General features: G+C 58.1%; 14 protein-coding genes. 9 read left to right on the forward strand and 5 right to left on the reverse strand.

Going from position 1 to position 19,177, the window contains the following annotated elements; translation table 11 throughout:
• Nucleotides 1-325 precede the first annotated feature (325 nt).
• The 7 genes from ACM110_RS06155 (at nucleotide 326) to ACM110_RS06185 (ending at nucleotide 7,285) form a co-directional block, all read left to right on the forward strand.
• Nucleotides 326-1,165 (forward strand): AraC family transcriptional regulator, encoded by an 840-nt coding sequence (locus ACM110_RS06155; protein WP_416127052.1) that lies wholly within the window; start codon nucleotides 326-328, stop codon nucleotides 1,163-1,165.
• A 53-nt stretch (nucleotides 1,166-1,218) separates the two neighbouring features.
• Nucleotides 1,219-1,827, forward strand: coding sequence for a LysE family translocator (locus ACM110_RS06160; protein WP_416127053.1), 609 nt, complete (start codon nucleotides 1,219-1,221; stop codon nucleotides 1,825-1,827).
• A 133-nt stretch (nucleotides 1,828-1,960) separates the two neighbouring features.
• Complete coding sequence (locus tag ACM110_RS06165; RefSeq protein WP_416127054.1) at nucleotides 1,961-2,986, forward strand: LacI family DNA-binding transcriptional regulator; 1,026 nt, start codon at nucleotides 1,961-1,963, stop codon at nucleotides 2,984-2,986.
• 152 nt (nucleotides 2,987-3,138) lie between these two features.
• The gene (locus tag ACM110_RS06170; protein WP_416127055.1) at nucleotides 3,139-3,921 is read left to right on the forward strand and encodes a sugar phosphate isomerase/epimerase family protein; all 783 of its coding nucleotides are present in this window, start codon (nucleotides 3,139-3,141) and stop codon (nucleotides 3,919-3,921) included.
• A complete protein-coding gene (locus ACM110_RS06175; RefSeq protein WP_416127056.1) occupies nucleotides 3,914-4,903 on the forward strand; it encodes a sugar kinase in 990 nt (329 codons plus the stop codon). Before ACM110_RS06170 ends, ACM110_RS06175 begins: the two co-directional genes overlap by 8 nt.
• Nucleotides 4,904-4,993: 90 nt before the next feature.
• On the forward strand, nucleotides 4,994-6,286 hold the full coding sequence (locus ACM110_RS06180; RefSeq protein ID WP_416127057.1) for an MFS transporter: 1,293 nt from the start codon (nucleotides 4,994-4,996) through the stop codon (nucleotides 6,284-6,286).
• 21 nt (nucleotides 6,287-6,307) lie between these two features.
• Complete coding sequence (locus ACM110_RS06185; protein ID WP_416127288.1) at nucleotides 6,308-7,285, forward strand: 2-hydroxyacid dehydrogenase; 978 nt, start codon at nucleotides 6,308-6,310, stop codon at nucleotides 7,283-7,285.
• Between the two features lie 143 nt (nucleotides 7,286-7,428).
• On the opposite strand, the gene ACM110_RS06190 is transcribed toward ACM110_RS06185, so the two are convergent.
• Nucleotides 7,429-8,616 (reverse strand): pyridoxal phosphate-dependent aminotransferase, encoded by a 1,188-nt coding sequence (locus ACM110_RS06190; protein ID WP_416127058.1) that lies wholly within the window; start codon nucleotides 8,614-8,616, stop codon nucleotides 7,429-7,431.
• A 463-nt stretch (nucleotides 8,617-9,079) separates the two neighbouring features.
• On the opposite strand from ACM110_RS06190, the gene ACM110_RS06195 reads away from it, so the two are divergent.
• Together ACM110_RS06195 and ACM110_RS06200 are read left to right on the forward strand one after the other, a co-directional pair.
• The gene (locus ACM110_RS06195) at nucleotides 9,080-9,364 is read left to right on the forward strand and encodes a helix-turn-helix transcriptional regulator (RefSeq protein WP_416127059.1); all 285 of its coding nucleotides are present in this window, start codon (nucleotides 9,080-9,082) and stop codon (nucleotides 9,362-9,364) included.
• A gap of 51 nt (nucleotides 9,365-9,415) precedes the next feature.
• Nucleotides 9,416-10,156, forward strand: a complete 741-nt coding sequence (locus ACM110_RS06200) for a response regulator (RefSeq protein ID WP_416127060.1) — start codon at nucleotides 9,416-9,418, stop codon at nucleotides 10,154-10,156.
• An 80-nt stretch (nucleotides 10,157-10,236) separates the two neighbouring features.
• On the opposite strand, the gene ACM110_RS06205 is transcribed toward ACM110_RS06200, so the two are convergent.
• From ACM110_RS06205 to ACM110_RS06220, 4 genes are all read right to left on the reverse strand, one after another.
• Nucleotides 10,237-11,061 carry an RHS repeat-associated core domain-containing protein gene (locus ACM110_RS06205; protein WP_416127061.1) on the reverse strand — a complete coding sequence of 275 codons (825 nt, stop codon included), beginning with the start codon at nucleotides 11,059-11,061 and terminating at the stop codon, nucleotides 10,237-10,239.
• Nucleotides 11,061-14,960 carry a sugar-binding protein gene (locus ACM110_RS06210; protein WP_416127062.1) on the reverse strand — a complete coding sequence of 1,300 codons (3,900 nt, stop codon included), beginning with the start codon at nucleotides 14,958-14,960 and terminating at the stop codon, nucleotides 11,061-11,063. Before ACM110_RS06210 ends, ACM110_RS06205 begins: the two co-directional genes overlap by 1 nt.
• A gap of 67 nt (nucleotides 14,961-15,027) precedes the next feature.
• Nucleotides 15,028-17,874: a hypothetical protein gene (locus ACM110_RS06215; protein ID WP_416127063.1), complete on the reverse strand. Its 2,847-nt coding sequence runs from the start codon at nucleotides 17,872-17,874 to the stop codon at nucleotides 15,028-15,030.
• A 102-nt stretch (nucleotides 17,875-17,976) separates the two neighbouring features.
• Nucleotides 17,977-19,161, reverse strand: coding sequence for a hypothetical protein (locus tag ACM110_RS06220; protein WP_416127064.1), 1,185 nt, complete (start codon nucleotides 19,159-19,161; stop codon nucleotides 17,977-17,979).
• Between the last annotated feature and the right edge of the window lie 16 nt (nucleotides 19,162-19,177).

Consider the following 19,177-nt stretch of genomic DNA (forward strand, 5'->3'; position numbering starts at 1 on the left):
AGCATCGGGGCACAAATGACACGTAGCGTAAGGTTCGTCCCAGGTCAGGGTCGCTGAAGTACGGGATGTTCTCTGTCCCCGGACATTGCCAGGGCTGCAGATCCGAGCAATTGGGCTTTGGACGAATTTACCGGGATTGTCAGTCATTTCTGAAAACTCTCAGTTTGTCAGTGACCTTTGTTTTACGCCGGTTTGCGCCAACCCACACCTGACAGAAATGACAGTTGTATAAACCTCAAAACCCTCGAGGCCTGCACAAACGTTCTAGCCAATGCACATCGCGCGGGCGTTAAATGAGCCGGCAAATCCGTCGCACAGGTGCCGTATGTCTTCTCACAACTGGCTTGATCTGGCCCAGGACGCCGACACCGGCATCGAGACCCTGCGCGCGCATTTCGAAGGCCATGCTTACGACCCGCACTGGCATGACAGCTATCTGGTGGGTGTCACTGAGCAAGGTGTTCAGCAATTCAACTGCCGACGGACAAAACATCAAAGCACGCCGGGCAAGGTGTTTTTGCTGGAGCCGGGTGACATTCACGACGGTGAGGCGCCGACCGCCGACGGCTTCACCTATCGCATGTTGTACCTCGACCCGCAGTGGTTGCAGCGTGAACTGGGCGCGGTGTTCGACAACGCGCCGGACAACAGCGAGTTGAGTTTCGCCAATACTCTGGCCAGTGATTCGCGTCTGGCCCACGCCACCAGCCTCGCGTTCGAGACCCTGCACGGTGGTGAACTGAAGATCGTCCGCCAGACGGCCCTCGACGGCCTGCTCGAACGCCTCACCAGTCACCTGCACTGGCGCTCGCGCTACGACGAAGATCCACGTCTGCCATTGGTGGCGCAAAAGGCCCGGGAATACCTGCACGCCAACGCGCAGTACGACATCGGTCTCGATCAATTGGCCGCCGTCACCGGTGTCGATCGCTTCCGCCTGACCCGTGCGTTCAAGGCCGCTTACGGCATGGCGCCCCACGCGTACCTGGTGCAACTGCGCCTGGCCACGGCGCGTCGACTGCTGGCCCGTGGGGAACAACCGGCGACCGTGGCGATGACGTTGGGTTTTGCCGACCAGAGCCATCTGGGCCGTTGGTTCGTGCGGGCCTACGGCATGACACCGGCGCTGTACCGCAAGCGCTGCTCAAATCTTCCAGACAGATAAACGCCCGGCTTGTGAAGATCGACTTCAATGATCTTCACCGGAGTTTGCCTGCGATGCTGTCTTCATTTCCGACGTTGCTGCCCTTCCTGCTGTTTGCCTTTGTGGCCTCGATTACGCCCGGCCCGACCAACATTCTGGTGCTGAGCAACAGTGCCCGATTCGGTTTGACCGCTGCCGTTCCGATCATCCTTGGTGCCTGTGCCAGTGCTGCAATTCTTGTGTTGTTGGTGGGTACAAGTGCCGGGTCTTCACTGACTGAATGGCCCCTGCTGCAAACATTCATGCAGTGGGTCGGCGTGGCATGGCTGAGTTATCTGGCCTGGCAAATTTTTCGTGCCCCCGCCGAAGCCATTGCCACTGAGCAGACCGAGCAGCGCCTCGGTTTACTCGGCGCCGCCACCCTGCAATGGATCAACCCGAAAACCTGGATGATGGCGCTGGCGGTGGTCAGTGTGTTTGCCGGGGTGGGCGAAGACCGGTTTGTGCATGTGATGTATTTGTCGCTAGCGTTTTTCCTGATTTCGCTGCCGTGCCTCGGGGTGTGGGCGTTGCTCGGCGCCGGCTCCAGCCGCTGGTTGCGCTCACCGCGCGCGATGCAACGCTTCAACCGCTGTATGGGCCTGCTGCTGTTGGGTTCGGCGTGGTTGAGTGTGCTGGCCTGACATCCATCTGTCGGTTTTTCTCGAACGTTGTTTCATCGAACCCTTGACGGCAGATTCATTTCTGGTGTCTTCTGAAACCGGTTTCAGCGCCATGCGCTTCAGCCTTATAAATCCAACAAGAAGGTTTCAGACCGTGAACGATTTCTCCGCCGCCCAACGCAGTCGCGTGACCATGCTCGACGTGGCCGAACACGCCAAGGTGTCCAAGGCCAGCGTTTCGCGGTTCATTGGCGAAGACCGCGCCCTGCTTTCCGATGCCATCGCCCAGCGCATCGAGCAATCGATTGCCGAGTTGGGCTATCGCCCAAATCAGATGGCTCGCGGCCTGAAACGCGGGCGCACCCGCCTGATCGGCATGCTGGTGGCCGATATCCGCAACCCTTATTCAATCGCCGTGATGCACGGGGTGGAAACCGCCTGCCGTCAGCACGGCTACAGCCTGGTGGTGTGCAACACCGACCGCGATGACGAGCAGGAACGCCAACACTTGGCCCTGCTGCGCTCGTACAACATCGAAGGCCTGATCGTGAATACCCTCGGCCATCACCGTGACGAGTTGCATGAACTGCACCGCGAGATGCCGCTCGTATTGGTGGATCGCAAGGTCGAACATCTCGAAAGTGACATGGTTGGGCTGGACAATCCGGCGGCCGTGGAAATGGCCTTGGCGCACCTTGAAGAGCGCGGCTATCGCGATGTGCTGTTGGTGACCGAGCCGTTTGACGGCACCAGTTCGCGGATCGAACGGGTTGCCAGTTTCAAGGCACACATCGAACAGCGTCCGGCGCTCCACGGGACGATCATCGAAACCGGTAGCGCACTCACCGCGAAGTTGAAGACCTTTCTCGAAGCACCCGGCCCTGGCCCGAAAGCGCTGTTCTGCGCGAACGGGATTGCGGCGCTGGCCGGCACCCATGCGTTGCGTGAGCTTGAGTGCAATCTGTTTGAAGATGTGGGCTTGATCGCCCTCGATGATCTGGATTGGTATCCGTTGGTGGGCAGTGGCATTACTGCCCTCGCTCAGCCGACGACCGAGATTGGCGCGAGTGCGTTTGAGTGTTTGCTGAAGCGGTTGCGGGGGGATGACAGTCCGATGCGGACGCTGGATTTTTCGGCGCGTTTGATCGTGAGAGGGTCGACCCTTGGAAATTCCCGGTGAAAGTTCTGGCCCCATCGCGAGCAGGCTCACTCCTACAGTGGACTTGTGAATACAGTCCCATTGTAGGAGTGAGCCTGCTCGCGATGGCGTCCTGATTAGCAAAGCAAAATTTTTTTGAACAAAGATGAAACCGGTTTCAGAGGTAGAAAACAATGAACAAACCCGCCGTCTCCATCAGCCTGTCCAGCTACGGCGCCGATCTGGTGCGCCAGCGCGGCCAGGGCAGTTTCATCGCGGTACTGGCTGCCGCCGGCGCGACGCGCATCGAATGGCGTGAAGAGCTGCTGACCTTTGAAAACCCCGCCCACCTGGCCGACGCGACTCAGGCCGAGGGCCTGGAAAGTGTGTATTCCTCGCCGATGGAGTTATGGCTGGCCGGCCAATCCAAGCCCAATCCGGAACTGCTCACGGCGCTGCAACGTGCCCAGGCGTTCGGCGCCAAGTGGCTGAAAGTCTCATTGGGGTATTTCACCGACAACCGCGACCTGCAAACCCTCGCCCGTATGCTTGGCGATAGCGCGGTGCAATTGCTGGTGGAAAACGACCAGACCCTGCACGGTGGCCGCATCGAACCCTTCCAGCGTTTCTTCGCTGAAGTCGAGCAACACAACCTACCGATCGAAATGACCTTCGATATCGGCAACTGGCATTGGCAGGATCAGTCCGCCGCCATCGCCGCGCGGTTGCTGGGTCGTCATGTCGGTTATGTGCATTGCAAAGCCGTGACGCGCCGCACCGACGGCAAACTCGTCGCCATCCCGCCCGCCGCCAGTGACTTGCAGGAGTGGGAACACCTGCTGCGGCACATGGCCCAAGGCGTTATGCGGGCGGCGGAATATCCGCTGCAAGGTGATGACCTGGTGCAACTGACCACCGAACACGTCGCCGCCCTCGCCCACCTCGGCCAATCGCAATTGGAGAGCGCTCATGTCTGAGATCGATATCCTGTCGTTCGGCGAAACCATGGCGATGTTGGTTGCCGAGCAGGCCGGTGATCTGGCCAGCGTCAATGCTTTCCACAAACATATCGCCGGGGCCGACAGCAATGTCGCTATTGGTTTGTCGCGGTTGGGGTTCAACGTGGCGTGGCTCAGTCGCGTCGGTGCCGACTCTCTGGGTCGTTTCGTGATCGACACCCTGGAAAAGGAAGGTCTGGATTGCCGCCACGTCGACATCGACCCCGCGCACCCCACTGGTTTTCAGCTCAAGTCGCGCACTGACGATGGCAGCGATCCTGTCGTCGAATACTTCCGTCGCGGCTCAGCGGCCAGTCACTTGTCGCCGCACTCGATCGTTCCCGACTTGCTCAAGGCTCGGCATCTGCACGCTACCGGCATTCCGCCGGCGTTGTCGGAAACGGCACGGCAGATGTCATTCGAACTGATGACGCGCATGCGCGAAGCCGGGCGCAGCGTGTCCTTCGATCCCAATCTGCGCCCGAGCCTGTGGGCCAGCGAGCAGCAGATGATCACCGAGATCAATCGCCTCGCCGCCCTCGCCCATTGGGTGCTGCCGGGGTTGAGTGAAGGTCGCTTGCTAACCGGTTTCGAAGACCCGGCCGACATCGCCGCGTTCTACCTCGATCAGGGCGCTGAAGCCGTGGCGATCAAGCTTGGACCGCACGGTGCCTATTACCGCACTCAACTGGATGCCGGTTTTGTCGCTGGCGTGCCGGTTGAAACGGTGGTGGATACGGTCGGTGCCGGCGATGGGTTTGCCGTGGGCATGATCAGCGCCCTGCTGGAAAACCACAGTTTTGCCGACGCCGTGCAACGGGCCAACTGGATTGGTAGCCGAGCGGTGCAAAGTCGGGGGGATATGGAGGGTTTGCCTACCCGATCAGAAATGTCCGTTGAGTTTGAGGCCGCCAATCGCGAGCAAGCTTTGCTCCTACAAGGAAACGCGATGCTCTTGTAGGAGCATGGCTTGCCCGCGATGAGGCCGGAACAGTCACCGAAGATCCAAACACCTGCTGCAACAAAAACAACAAGCTCAGGAGCACCACCCATGAAAACCGCAACGCTCGCCACCCGCCGCTGGTGGTACATCATGCCCATCGTGTTCATCACCTACAGCCTGGCGTATCTGGATCGCGCCAACTACGGTTTTGCCGCCGCCTCTGGGATGGCCGCCGACCTGATGATCACCCCGGGCCTGTCGTCGATGCTCGGCGCGCTGTTTTTCCTCGGCTACTTTTTCTTCCAGGTGCCGGGGGCGATTTACGCGCAGAAACACAGCGTCAAGAAGCTGATTTTCGTCAGCCTGATCCTGTGGGGCAGCCTTGCAACATTGACCGGGATCGTCTCCAACGCTTACTGGCTGATCGTCATCCGCTTCATGCTCGGCGTGGTCGAAGCCGCGGTGATGCCTGCGATGCTGATCTACCTGTGCCACTGGTTCACCCGTGCCGAACGCTCGCGGGCCAACACCTTCCTGATCCTCGGCAACCCGGTGACCATGCTGTGGATGTCGGTGGTCTCGGGTTATCTGGTGCAGCACTACAGCTGGCGCTGGATGTTCATCATCGAAGGTTTGCCGGCGGTGCTCTGGGCATTCATCTGGTGGCGTCTGGCCGATGATCGTCCGTCCCAGGCCAAGTGGCTCAGCGACCAGGAAAAGCAGGATCTGGAAAGCGCCTTGGCCGCAGAACAGGTCGGCATCAAAGCGGTGAAAAACTACGCCGAAGCGTTCCGTTCACCAAAAGTGATCATCCTCGCCTTGCAGTTTTTCTGCTGGAGCATCGGTGTCTATGGCTTCGTGCTGTGGCTGCCGTCGATCCTCAAGGCCGGTGCGCAAATGGACATGGTCGAGGCCGGTTGGCTGTCGGCGCTGCCTTACCTGGCGGCGGTGATCGGCATGCTGCTGGTGTCCTGGGGCTCGGACAAACTGCAAAAACGTAAGCGTTTCGTCTGGCCGCCGCTGCTTATCGCTTCGTTCGCCTTCTACGGTTCCTACGCGTTGGGTGCCGAACATTTCTGGTGGTCCTACACCCTGCTGGTGATTGCCGGCGCCTGCATGTACGCGCCGTACGGTCCGTTCTTCGCGATCATCCCGGAAATCCTGCCGGCCAACGTCGCGGGCGGCGCGATGGCGTTGATCAACAGCATGGGCGCGCTCGGTTCGTTTGGCGGCTCCTATCTGGTCGGTTACCTCAACAGTTCCACCGGTTCGCCGGGTGCATCGTACCTGTTGATGAGCGGCGCGCTGATGCTGTCGGTGGTGCTGACGGTGTTCCTCAAGCCCGGCGCCAGCGACCGGGAGCGTCCCACGCTAGCGCGTCCCCTCACAGCCCATTCCTGAGTTGAAGTTGAGATCATGAAGATGAAAAAACAGGTCGTCCTGTACAAGAAACTCTCGCCGTTGCTCATGGCTCGCCTGCATGAGCACACCGACGTGACACTGATCGACAGCCTCGATGCCAAAGGCCTCGGCAAACTCCGCGACGCCCTGCCCTGTGCTCACGGCTTGCTCGGCGCCAGCCTGAAACTCGATGCCGAACTGCTCGATCTGGCGCCCAACCTTGAAGCCATCGCCAGCGTCTCGGTCGGCGTCGACAACTACGACATCGACTACCTGACCGAGCGGCGCATCCTGCTGAGCAACACGCCGGACGTGCTCACCGAAACCACCGCCGACACCGGTTTTGCATTGATCCTGGCCACGGCCCGACGTGTCGTGGAACTGGCGAACATGATTCGTGAAGGCAAGTGGACCCGCAACATCGGCCCCGCACATTTCGGCAGCGACGTACACGGTAAAACCTTGGGCATCATCGGCATGGGCCGCATCGGCGAAGCCCTGGCCCAGCGCGGGCATTTCGGTTTCGGCATGCCGGTGATCTATCACAGCCACTCGCCAAAACCGGCAGTCGAGCAACGATTCAACGCGCAATACCGCAGCCTCACCGAGCTGTTGCAGCAGGCGGATTTCATTTGCCTGACGCTACCGCTGACCACCGAAACCGAAGGGCTGATCGGCGCTGAGGAATTTGCATTGATGCGCCCGGAAAGCATCTTCATCAACATTTCCCGAGGCAAGGTGGTGGATGAAGCGGCGCTGATCGAGGCCTTGCGTGTGGGACAAATTCGCGCCGCAGGGCTGGATGTGTTCGAGCGCGAACCTTTGAATCTTGATTCGCCGCTGTTGCAGTTGGACAACGTGGTAGCGACGCCGCACATCGGCTCGGCGACCCATGAAACACGGGAAGCCATGGCCAGGTGTGCGGTGGACAATCTGCTGGCGGCACTGACGGGTGAGCGACCGGCGAATCTGGTGAATGGTCGGGCGTGGAAGGCCTGAAATTTTCTGCGTCTGTCAGGCAGCCATCGCGGGCAAGCCCGCTCCCACAGTGATCGGTGTCGAACACAATGTTTGTGTACACCACTTAACCTGTGGGAGCGGGCTTGCCCGCGATGGGGCCCACCCATCAAACGCAAATCACCTCAAGCGCGACGCGGCTCCAGCAAGTCCATCGCGCACAGCGCAATCCGCCGGCACGCATCGGCCAACTGCTTTCGATCGACCACCAAACCGATCCGAATATGCCCCGCCGCACTCGGTCCGAAGGCTTCGCCCGCCAGCACCGACACCCCGTAGCCTTCCAAAAGTCGTTCGGCGAAACCCTGAGCGCAGAGCCCGGTCTGGCGTATGTCGACCATCACGAACATCCCGCCATCGGGGCGCACCGGGCGGATGCCCGGACAATGCGCCAGGCTCGCGCACACCAGATCACGGCGCTGGCGATACTCTTCGCGCATCTGCGTGACCTCCGGCAGGTCCTGGTCCAGCGCCAGTTGCGCGGCGTTCTGCACAAAATCCGGAATGCCGAACAGCATGCACAACGACAGGTTCACCAGATGTTCGGCCAGGGTTTGGGGGCCGATCATCCAGCCTACCCGCCAACCGCTCATGGCATGGGATTTGGACAGGCTGTTGATCGTTACGGTGCGCTCGGCCATGCCCGGAAGGCTGGCCGGGCTGATGTGCTCGCCCTCATACAACAACTCGCTGTAGACCTCGTCGCTGATCAGCCACAAGTCGTGACGAATGCACAGCGAAGCCAATTGCTGCCACGTCTGCAGCGACAGACTGGCGCCGGAAGGGTTGTTCGGGCTGTTGAGTAAAATGGCGCGGGTCTTCGCGGTAATCCGTGCGGCGACATCGGCCGGGTCGACGCGAAAACCATTGCCCGGCCTGACCGGCACCGCAATCACTTTGGCACCGCAAGCCCCGAACACGCCTTCATAAGTGACGTACATCGGTTCGGCAACGATCACCTCGTCGCCCGGATCGAGCAGGCATTGGACGACTGAATACACCGCGCACTGCGCCCCCGGAAAAACGATCACATGCCCGGCATCCACGGCTTGACCGCTGCGTTGCCGATGCCGGCGGGCGATGCTGTGGCGCAAGCCTCGACTGCCGCGCACTTCAGGGTAGTGCGTATCCCCTGCCAACAAGCTGTCGATCGCGGCTTGAACGATGGGTTGCGGGGTATCGAAATCCGGATCGCCGATCGACAGCAGCAGCACGTCGACGCCCTGTTCGCGCAATTCCAGCGCTCGATCATGAATTTCCCAGGCCGCCGCCCCGTCGCCGGCAATTCGTTGGGTCAAGGCTGAATAGCGCATGTCTTTCTCCAGTCGCGCGGGTTCCCAATCACAACCCTATCTCAAATCGCGCAACGCGCCAGCACGGCATTCACGGCGACAGACGGACCCCTCGCTGCCTGGCGATGGCCAGGCCTGTCGTCTGCGTTTTTCTGGCCAGACTTTTTACCATCGGAATCGTCTTCCGCAAAAACAAAAATCCCGGTCAATCAAAAATTTAGCGCTCGATCTGCAAAAGGAAAAACTCTGAGATATGTCCTACAAACCTAGGCGCTTCCGCTGACAGCCATTTCCATGATGTCTGATTAAAGTCCGCCACCTGTAATTTGTGACAGGTTCCATGGCGATTGAATCGCGCTATAAAACAACCGTGCCTCCAGCCCTGCACAGGTGTCTGAAGGACGGCCGCGCGAACCCGCCATTACGTAGTAGGAAGATTCTGCCGCGCCCTCGCCGTCAATGATGATGAATGGGAGATTCAATTATGTACCGCGCCAATACGGCTTCAGTTCGATCATCACCCGCCCAGGTCAACTTCCTGCCCCAGGAGAGACAGCAAACCAAACCCGTCAGACTCACCACCCGGGAAAAAGAAGTCTTGCAGTGGAGCGCCGCTGGCAAGTCGTCCTGGGAGATTGGCCAGATCGTCAGCTGTACCGAGGCCGGGGTGAATTATCACTTTTGCAACATTCGCCGAAAATTCGGCGTGAGGTCGCGCTGGATCGCTATGGTCATGGCGCTGGAACAAGGGTTGATTCAAATGCCCTGAGCCAGTGTCTGCGCAGTGGTCGGCGTGTCATCGACCCCTGTGAGACATTTCATGAGCCTGCCCTACACGTCCCGAACCACTTCGCTTAACTCCACCCGTGACAGTGCCTGTGACGATACGCCCGTGTCGCGCGGGCACCGCCCGAACAGCGCGCTGCGCATCATCCTCGCCGACGATCATCCAGTGGTACTGACAGGTGCTGAAATGGCGCTGTCCGCTCCGGCCTTCTCGATTGTGGCCAAGGCCCATAACGCCGATGAGCTGATCGGGTTTCTGCAATGCACGCCGTGCGACGTGCTGATCAGCGACTATTCGATGCCTCATGGGGACGTTCCCGACGGGCTGGCGTTGATGGGCTACCTGAGACGTCACTTCAGCCATATTCCGCTGATCGTGATGACCATGTTGCGCAATCCGTCGCTGCTGCAGGCACTGCTCAATGCGGGGGTGTGTGGTTTGTTCGACAAGCGCAGCGCCTTGAGCGAACTGAAACAGGCGGTGCATGGCGTCGCCAGGGGTCATCAATACCTTTGCCCGAGCTTTGCCGCGATTGTGCAGGCGCAGACTTTGTCCGCCTCTGGCCGGGACATTCCCGTGGCGGGTCTTTCCGAGCGGGAACTGGAGGTGGTGCGATTGTTTGTGCAGGGCTTGTCCGGCCGGCAGATCGCCGCGCAGCTGAACAGGAGTGAAAAAACCATCAGCCGACAAAAAAGAACCGCCATGGACAAGTTGGGACTTGGCCATGACGGTGGGTTGATGGAGTTTGCGCGGGTTAGTGGGTTGAGAATGTAAGTATTGCGTCACGGCGCTCTTCGTAGAAAACGCTCGTACGTTAACGAGTGTGAGAGAAAAAGCGTTTTCATCTCCGACTATTATTGGGCGCGCCTGAGCATAGCTTGCTGCCTGACAGTTAATTTTTTAGGGTTGTCTTGCCTGATACGCTCTTGTACTCGTACCGTTCGTTCAGGATTTGTCGATGGGCGATTGGAGTTTGAGGGCCCCGCCGCTCTCGTCGTTGCTTGTTCCTCACTCATGACTTCAGCCACTGCTCGCCTTTCATCAGCCTTGGTTGTCCAGTGCTCTGGTCCCATTCTTTGTTTGTACTCGAAAATCTCAGTTTGAGGGTCGAATCCCACTTTTTTTCCAGCTTTCGGTACGTTCCCAACGTCCACAGAACGAGAAGCAATATTCTGTGAAACGTTTACGCTAGTTGTGGCACGCGGGCTTGGTGTACCAGCTGACAGCCGCGTAGATCCGGTAGTCGTATGCATGGTCCAACCTGCCAGCGGGTCATCTATCTGAGATAGGTTGCGCGCTGCTCGACCCACCGTTGATGGATCGGGGGCTTGCATCAATGTACCCAAGAGCAAAATCGCCAGCTGCTTGAAATGCCCCGTCGGATCCGAATGCATCACCGGATTCCCCGCAACATACCCATACGCATTCACCCCCCCCTCCCCAAACGGGCTCCAACTGTCCGGGCTGTAAAACCGCATCATTTGCGGACTGAACACCCGATAGCCCTTGCCCAGAATGTAATGGCCGGTGGTCAAATCACGCAATTCGCCGTTATAGCCAAGCCCGCTATCGGTCGTCGCGTCATCGGCACTGTAGCCATACGCCGAATAGGCCCGCGACTTGCGCCCCGCCCCGCTCACCTCCGACAACACGCTGTTCTTGTCGTCGGGGGCAAGCATCAGGACTTTGGGCCAGCACCTGCCTGGCGCTCGGCGAGCGCAACTCCACCACCAAACACGAACGTGCTGTGCTGGTCGCCATCAAGGCGATTGGCCGGTTCATCGCCACGATAGAAAAGCTGCTCGTTACCCGCGTCGCCGCGTACGTTGGACAAGGTGTCTTCACCGTCGTAACCGTAGGTTTTCGCCGAGCCACCACCGAGAGTGCTGACACTTTCCAGGCGGCCATGGTAGTCGTAGCTCAAAATGAACTCCCGGTCTTGCAGCAGATTGCCGTTGTCGTCGTAGATCTGTTCCGCATTCGGGTAATCGGCATGAGTATTGGTGATGGCGCCCAACTGCGCGGGGTCTTCCTTGTTGTAGACGTACTTCGCTCGATTGCTGCCGCCCTGGAAGTGGGTCCTCACCTCTTCAAGGTTATCTATCGCGTCAAAGTAAAACTCCTGCTCCTGGATCGTTTTGCCATAAGGATCGACAGGCGATTGCGGCCCTGCGCAGGTGTAGTACTCAAGACGTCCTCGAAGCTCATACTCGTAACGTTCGTCCCGCAGCGTCGCACCGTCCGGCGCGGCGCCTTCGCTGAGCAAACGGCGCTCCACCTGATCCAGACCATTCCAGGTCTGGCTCAAACGTTGGGCTGAGCCACCAAAGTCAAATACCCGCAGTGTCTCGCGGCCTTGTGAGTCGTATTCAAGAGTGATGGTCAGGCTCTGTCCAGCCGTCGAATCCTCGGTATGGATACTCGCCGTCAGTCCCTGGTCATTGTACGTAAACACCGATTTCACATGGCCCGGCGTTCCTTCCTCTCCAAGCTCGGTCCAGATCATGCGCCCGGAGGCGTCATGCTCGTAATGCTGGACCTGACCCAGCACGTCGGTGTAACGCAGCAGTCGTCCGGTCCGGCTGTGCACATACTCCATCTTGTAGCTTTGGTCGTCCTGGTCGCGTGTCTCGGTGGCCACTTCACCCTGGCTGTTGTAAGTGCGGATGAGTGCCAGGCCTTGTTCCGACGATTCGAGCAACCGAGCGTTTTTGCGATCGTATTCGTAAGTGGCTTCGATGGGGGCCAACGCTCCGGATTTTGGAATCGCCGTACGTTTGACCGGTTCCTCCGTCAGCTCCGGCATGTACTCATAGGCGATCACATCACCGCTGGGGCGAATGACGCGGTCAGGCTGGCTGTTGCTGGAGTCGAACTCATAGGTGGTCACACGCCCCCCCGTGACCGACTCGATCATCCGCCCCAGCCCATCAAATGCCTGTGTACCGAGCACCGTGCCGTTGACGCTGATCAGGGTCGGCAGGTCTTCACGGCTGTGGCCGGCATATTGGCGCACCACCTTGGCACGGTCCGGCAACGTGGTTTCGATCATGCGATCGAAGTGGTCGTAGCTGTACAGGGTTTCGAAACCCGAGGCATTCTTTTCGGAGTCGGTTCGCCCCAGTCCGTCATACTTGTAGCTGTGCAGGCTGATGCGCTTGTTGTCCAGATCCAGACGTTCGACGCTGACCGGTTTTTCGAAGCGGTTGGAGACTGTGACGGTCTTTCCCATACCCTCGATCCACTCTTCCTGGGTGAAGGTGAGCGGGTTGTTGCGGGTATGGGTTTTCACGCCGTCAGGGGCGGTGACGCTGTCTTGCTGACCCCACAGGTCGTAGGTGTAGCGGCTGGTCAGCCGCAAGTCCTCGAGCTCCAGCCAGTCGATTTCGGTTTCAGCGGTCAACTCATCCAAGGCGTTGTAGGCAGCCTCGTAGATAGAGCGATAGACCGGCGGCCGGCTACCCGCGTTGTCGACGTCATGTTGTTCTTCCTTGACGGCGCGCCTCAGGCCATCGAAGAGGGTGCGGGTTTTTACACCTTTGACGTTCTCGACTTCCTGGTTGGCCAATTGAGTGACTGGAGCTTCACCCTGCCCCGCCGGACGGATCAAGTGATAGCTGTAGGTTCGTGTCGCGGCGTTGTCGGTGCTGTCCGGTGCCACGGTTTCGGTCAATACGCGGCCCAACACGTCATGGGTCGAACGGATTTTTACATCCTTGTCGCTGGTCAATACCGGCAGGCCGCTGGTGAGTGAGCGTTCTTCGGTAATGACTTTGCTGACATTGTCGAAATCGGTGCTCAGGGTCTGTTCCGTGCGCAGCACGGTTTCACCGGCGAACGTGGCATAAGTCGCGCTTTGCTTGCTGTAGGCATAATCGGTAAAAGTTGTATAACCCGAAGCGCTCCCCAGGGTCACTGCCTTGCGTTGCAGTTGCCCGTGCAGGAAGGCGTTGCCCCGCTCATTGATATAGGTATTGACCGTACGCTCCAACAGGTTTTCGGATTGCCCGTCCACCACCAGCCGACGCTCTTCCGCCAGCGCGACCCAAGGCGTCGTACCACTGCCGATTGCGAGTTGGGACACATACCGATAGCGAGTGCGCAGAACGGGGGCACCCGCTTGCAGATCAGGCACACGCGTGGAGTCAGCCGCAGGAGTCACAGTGCTCTCGCGCACGTGGCGGACAAAACCGTAAGGGTCTGCCGGACAATCGCCCGCGACCCCTTCGGCCGGATAGTAGGACGTGCTTTCGCTGACGCCATTGGCCTGTACGCTCAAGGTCTGGTTGCCGTGGATGTCGTACTCGCTCAACTCCTTGTCTTCACGCCACTCCCGAGCATCATTGGTCAATTCCCAACGCGTCACCACTTGCTTGGGCAATTGACATTGCCGGACCTGGTTCTCGAACGAATCAGTGTCGTTGGCGTAGTAAGTGGTCGTGACAGTCTGTTGGTGAGTCCCCTGCTTCGTCACCTCCGATGTCAACAAATGGAAGCGGTTGAACGTGCGCGCCACGGTTCGTACCGCACTGGAACCGACCATCAGACTTTCAGTAGAACCATAGGTGTAGTTACCGATGATTTTGTAGAGGTTGTCTTCACCGTCATCGCTCCAATCGACCGTTGAGTTGTAGCCGAGGAAGTTGTTGCCGCTGTCGCTGTAGCTGTATTTCACTGCAACCGCCGGCTGACCACCGCCGGGTTCGGTGACATGATCGGTCACCCTCGGCAGATTGGGGTAACCGGGGTTACCCGGAAAGCCATGACCGGCGTCGTTGTACTGAATCGTTTCGTGGGCACCCAGCGGCGTCCAGACTTCCTTGATGCACAGTTGTTCGCGTTCCAGCCCATAGAGAAAACGCCAACCGGCGCCGTTCGCGGTCGGCAGGGTGATGCGCGTCATCCGGTCGCTTTCCAGATGCAGGCTGAAAACAGCCAATGGCACGCCCAGCACCGGTTTGAGACGGATCTCGACGGTGCCGGCAGTCAGATTACGGAGTACTTCCAGCAACAGACCCTGGCTGTCTCTGATCGTGCTCAACATGCGGCCTTCACCGGCGGCCTGATAAGCCAGGGTCACTTCATGACCCATCGGTGAATACATCTTCACCGGCATCGCGACTTGCGGCGTGGTGCCGGTGAGTTTGAGGATTTCCACCAGGCCGGACGTGTGTACTACCTTGAAATCACCCAGTGGATCACCGGTTAGCTGATACAGCTTGAAGCTCTGGATTTTCTGTTCTTTCATCTTCAGGCGCGTGGGCTCCCCCTCGCCTGCGAAGTTGCCGGTGACCTTGAAGCTTTCCCCCGAATGCACCGCGATGATTTGCGTACTGGGCGTGTATTGAGTCAAGGCCACACGCCAGCCTGACCCATAGCCATTGTTGATTGTGCTGACCGGGCTGTAATTCAGGCTCAAAGGCACGACCGGTCCGCGCAGGTCATTGACTTCCACGTCATGCAGCGAGAGCCCTACGGTGTACAAGCCGGTGCGCGGATCGACGCCCGACTGAACGAAGCTTTGAAAGTTGAATGCATTGGAATGAACGGCGGTTTTTTCTTCGTTTGAAATGCTCATGTTCTAATCTCGACAGTTGAAAACGAATGGAAGGTGCGAGCGCGGTGCAATAGCACCGCGCATGTCTTCAATTTTCGAAAAGCGGTTCGACGAAAGGCCGGTTGCGGTTATTCGCCGGGAAACTGATCCGAACCGGATGACGATGGCCTTCGGTATCGGTAAGGATCACCTTCAAGCCTTCCTTGAGTGGATACAGGTCCGGGTTGCCAGGCTGTCCGTTCGAAACCGCCTGGCGAATATCGATGCGGCGGAATACGCCAATCAGGAAGCCACCTGTGACCAGCGAACGGTCAAGGGTGTGGTTCAGTACCAACTTGAGACGGGGGTTGGCTTTGATGATCGAGTCAAACGCCATGACTTTCTCGTCACGTGGAACCCTTGGGTCGTTGAAGGCGTAACCGGTGTAGGTGAACATTTTTTCGTTATCGAACGGGCTTTCCCATTTGACGATCGAAGTTTTTGCAGACTCGAGCGGACCAATAGTCTGAAATTCGACCGCCGCGAAATCCAATGCCACTTGCCCGTCTTTTTTGTAGGTCAGCGTGAAGTAGTCCGTGGTTTCCAGAAACTTGTCGAATGCATCTTCGTCCTCGCCGTTTTCCGGATCGTCGAGGCCGCCCCCCTCAACACGACGCCGTGTCAACTTGAAGGAGTCCGCATGCACGTCAGGTGATGGCACCGGTGTCAGCTTGATGGTGCCTTTTTCATTACCGGGGTGCTGGTCCGAACGAAGTGGCCCTCCTGGGGCATCGATAGTTGCGTAGAAGTCAGTGACTTGCGTATCACGTGTCAGCAAATAGACCGTAATCAGGTTCGGGGTAGCAGTAGCGCGGGTTGTGTCGTCTTGCAGGTTGCCAGGATAGGGTTTGAATCGATTGGGAATCCGCGTTTGGGCCCACAGTAACGGAGCCTCCGGATCGTACGGGATACCTTCTTGACCGGGCGGAACCTCAGCGACCTGTTGTGCAGAACGACGGTGATAAATCATCATCGTGTCCTCTTCCTCGGCTGTCAGAGGAAGGCCATCGGTTTGGATGTGGACTTCAAGTTCGAGCTGTTGATAACCGTTGGCGTAGACCTTATCCGAGCGCAGTGCTGCCAGTTCGAACTTGGTGAGATTCGTCCAGCTTCGTTCCTCATTGATGTTTTTCAGTTTGATGATGCTGTAGCCGGTTCTGACGATCATCCCGGCGTAGGAGATATCGCATTTGACCACGCTAAATGGCAACGAGCTATTGGTTGGCGCAGTGAACACACCATCTTGTACTGTGCCATCGCCCAGCACTTCCCAGCGCCGTTCAAACTCGGGCGGGGCATCGGTAATCGTTTCCAGCTTTACCGTTGCCGAACGCGCGATCGAACTCACGAACGCCGGTTCAATCGTCATGGTGGCCGGGAATTTCGACAACACCACACAGGCACGTACGGTTTCACCGGAGCTATCGCGCACTTCAATCGGCTGCACCATCAGGTGTTCCGGCAAGTCGTCGGCGTTGGTCGGTGGTGTGTAGGTCGCGGTATTACCGGTGGCAACCAAGGTGCCGTACGCCGGTTGGCTCCAGGTCAGTGTGCTGCCGCTGAGCGCTGTCGCCACGAAAGTCACTTGAGGGCCAGCTACCTGACGAGGTACACAACCCGGTGAAAGGGTCATGGCCTCGGCAGTGACCAACAACAAGGCCGACACGCGATGGAGCCGGGCTGGAATGTCGCCGTTGGCAGGCTCGGTCCACGTCGCGGTGACGATGTTGCGCACCGACTCCTTGCCGAGGTTCGCCGCCGATACCGGCTGATACACCCCGGTAGTCGGGTTGATGCTGCCCGCCGACTCAATGGTATTGAGGCTTCTCACGCTCCACGTCACGCCATTGGCCGGCGCACCGTTGAAAAAGGCCTTGTACGACACCGGGCTCCCGCCGGCCTTGAGGCTGTGCATCCCAGGTTCGATCGTCAGCGAAGTCCGGGAGGGGTCAAGGCTGCCGAAGATCACCATGTCATGCGGTGTGTGGCGAGAATGTTCGATAAACACATTCTTCTCACCCGGGAACAGGACGCTGCGGATCAGGTCGAGTTTCTCTTCGTCGGAACGCTCGATGAACTCCCTGGTCAGGACCATGGTCGCCGAGTATTTGCGAACGCCGTTTTCCATATCGTCGGGAATCAGGTAAGGGAAACGGTCCCTGGAGGGGATATCACCGCCCATGGCGTTACCGCGCAGCTTGATCATGACGACCACGGCGCCATCACCGACATTCATCGCACCGGGCAATTCCGCGCCGGGGGCCCGCTGGGTCAGGATGATGAAATTGGTGGGGCTCAGGTCACTGCCGCCCTTGAGGTCGAGAATGCCCAGTTCGTAGACCTGGCGCTCAGGAGGCAGATTGTTGAATTTTGCCTGAAAGAACTCGCCGATTTTTTGTTGGCTGGCCACTGGTCCCGCCAGGTTGCAGACAAATTCAGTGCCCTTGGACAGATCGAGCGTAACGCGCCCGAGCCGATCGATCGCACCTACGACCAGGGACAGGTCCAGTTTGATTTTCAGCGTGTACCCCTGAGCCTCAGTGATCTGGTAGCTGTACATCACGCCGGAGTTGATCTCGTGGGCAGTAAATGAGCCGCCCAAGATACTGAAAGTCAAAATGGCTCTCGAGTTGTCGAGCGCCGCCGGCTCAAAAGACAATAACGGTTTACCGATCATCACATCGCTCAGGACGCCTTTTTCCGTCCTGGACTCGTTTAAATGCACTTCACCGGAGAACACCGGCACATAATTGGTACCGTCATACTTTTCCAACCATTGTTGAAGCAATACCCGATTAAGACGTTCACGATCGAACGCACATACAGCGCCCCATCTTTCTGTAATGGAACGGTCTTTCATCTTCTCAAGAATACTGGCGAGTGAATTGCTGGTCATGATAGTTACCCTCTACAACAATAATTTTTGTGCATTTGGAGAGCCCTCTGAACTTTTCAGAAGGCTCGACAACGCCTTTTGTGTATCTACAAAACAGCCGTATTAAATCTGCGGAAGTCCGTCGAGCGAACCCTGAGCTACCTCTGGATTTGGTTTTTCAGGCAATGCACCAAGTGGCAAGGCTTGAATGGAGAAAGCATCTCCCAGGAAGAAATCCCCCATAGAAGCTCTGGCAGTAATAATCACAAACTGGTGTACGCTTTTTGAGTCTGCCGTATAGAGTCCGGTCGAATCAATTGAGCCTGCACCTGTTACCGGAAAAAGCCCCCAGGTGGGATCCAACGATTGTCCGTTGAACTTTGCAGAGAACTTGGCCTGATTAGTCCCCTGCACCTCCATGTTGAGCACCAGGTTCTGTTTGTCATGGGTGACCACAACAAAAGAAGACTGCGTCTGTTGCGTCGCCGTATTCGTCACTTTCACTTCGTCAACGGTGAACGAACGCTTGCTAACGCCCACATCCTGCTTCGTTGGCGCGGTGTAAACATTGGTGCGATCCGGGTTGGCGTTTTCCGGAATGCGTCCATCACCGATCACCGTCCACTTCAATGCGCCACTGAGGGAGTTGGCGGTAAATTGACGCGTCTCAGTTTGGCTATCGGAGGCCTGGCAGGTTTGTACCAGTGGATTAAGCGTCACTGCTCGCGCAGCAATGGTGACCAGAGCCTTGCTGACATGGGGGTTGCTGCCTGTGCCGGTGGCGGTGACTTTGACCCTTTTGTAGGTGCCGCCGATCTGGTCCACGCCCGGTGCGGTGTAGCGCCCGGTGTCGGCATCGATCTGGCCGGCGCCGGTGGAACTGCCATCGAGGTTGCTGACGCTCCATTTCAAACCGGCCACTACAGGGTTTGTGGTGAAGGTGTGGGTGGCACCGTAACCCAGGAGCTTTTCTGACGGGTCAATGGCGAAGGTGGTCAGGCGTGGGCTGATGGAGCCGAAGCTGATCATATCCGCCTGTACATCTATGGTTTTCATTTGCACGGCGTCGGTGTTGTTGAACAACAGGCTATGCAGCACAAAAGCGTCAACGGCATGAGCTGCCTCGTTAAGTTTTTCCTCCAGTTGTCGCCGAAAGACTTCCTTCACTTGATAGAAATACGGAGAGTTGTTGCCTAAGTAGTCGATTGCCCACGCTGGAAGTTGACCCGGATCCGTAACGTAGACATTTGCGAGTTGCAAGTCGAACTTAATGACAACCCTGCGCGCTTCTTTGTCGATCGAGAACAATACATCCGCTCCAAGC

Origin of the sequence: Pseudomonas sp. NFX98 (genome assembly GCF_047784845.1) — a bacterium.
Taxonomy (GTDB): Bacteria; Pseudomonadota; Gammaproteobacteria; order Pseudomonadales; family Pseudomonadaceae; genus Aquipseudomonas.

Excerpts from the sequence above, each read along its gene's own strand:
- ACM110_RS06155 (WP_416127052.1), top strand. The coding sequence starts at position 326 with ATGTCTTCTCACAACTGGCTTGATCTGGCCCAGGACGCCGACACCGGC.
- ACM110_RS06160 (WP_416127053.1), top strand. The coding sequence starts at position 1,219 with ATGCTGTCTTCATTTCCGACGTTGCTGCCCTTCCTGCTGTTTGCCTTT.
- ACM110_RS06170 (WP_416127055.1), top strand. The coding sequence starts at position 3,139 with ATGAACAAACCCGCCGTCTCCATCAGCCTGTCCAGCTACGGCGCCGAT.
- ACM110_RS06175 (WP_416127056.1), top strand. The coding sequence starts at position 3,914 with ATGTCTGAGATCGATATCCTGTCGTTCGGCGAAACCATGGCGATGTTG.
- ACM110_RS06180 (WP_416127057.1), top strand. The coding sequence starts at position 4,994 with ATGAAAACCGCAACGCTCGCCACCCGCCGCTGGTGGTACATCATGCCC.
- ACM110_RS06185 (WP_416127288.1), top strand. The coding sequence starts at position 6,308 with ATGAAAAAACAGGTCGTCCTGTACAAGAAACTCTCGCCGTTGCTCATG.
- ACM110_RS06190 (WP_416127058.1), bottom strand. The coding sequence starts at position 8,616 with ATGCGCTATTCAGCCTTGACCCAACGAATTGCCGGCGACGGGGCGGCG.
- ACM110_RS06195 (WP_416127059.1), top strand. The coding sequence starts at position 9,080 with ATGTACCGCGCCAATACGGCTTCAGTTCGATCATCACCCGCCCAGGTC.
- ACM110_RS06200 (WP_416127060.1), top strand. The coding sequence starts at position 9,416 with ATGAGCCTGCCCTACACGTCCCGAACCACTTCGCTTAACTCCACCCGT.
- ACM110_RS06205 (WP_416127061.1), bottom strand. The coding sequence starts at position 11,061 with ATGCTTGCCCCCGACGACAAGAACAGCGTGTTGTCGGAGGTGAGCGGG.
- ACM110_RS06210 (WP_416127062.1), bottom strand. The coding sequence starts at position 14,960 with ATGAGCATTTCAAACGAAGAAAAAACCGCCGTTCATTCCAATGCATTC.
- ACM110_RS06215 (WP_416127063.1), bottom strand. The coding sequence starts at position 17,874 with ATGACCAGCAATTCACTCGCCAGTATTCTTGAGAAGATGAAAGACCGT.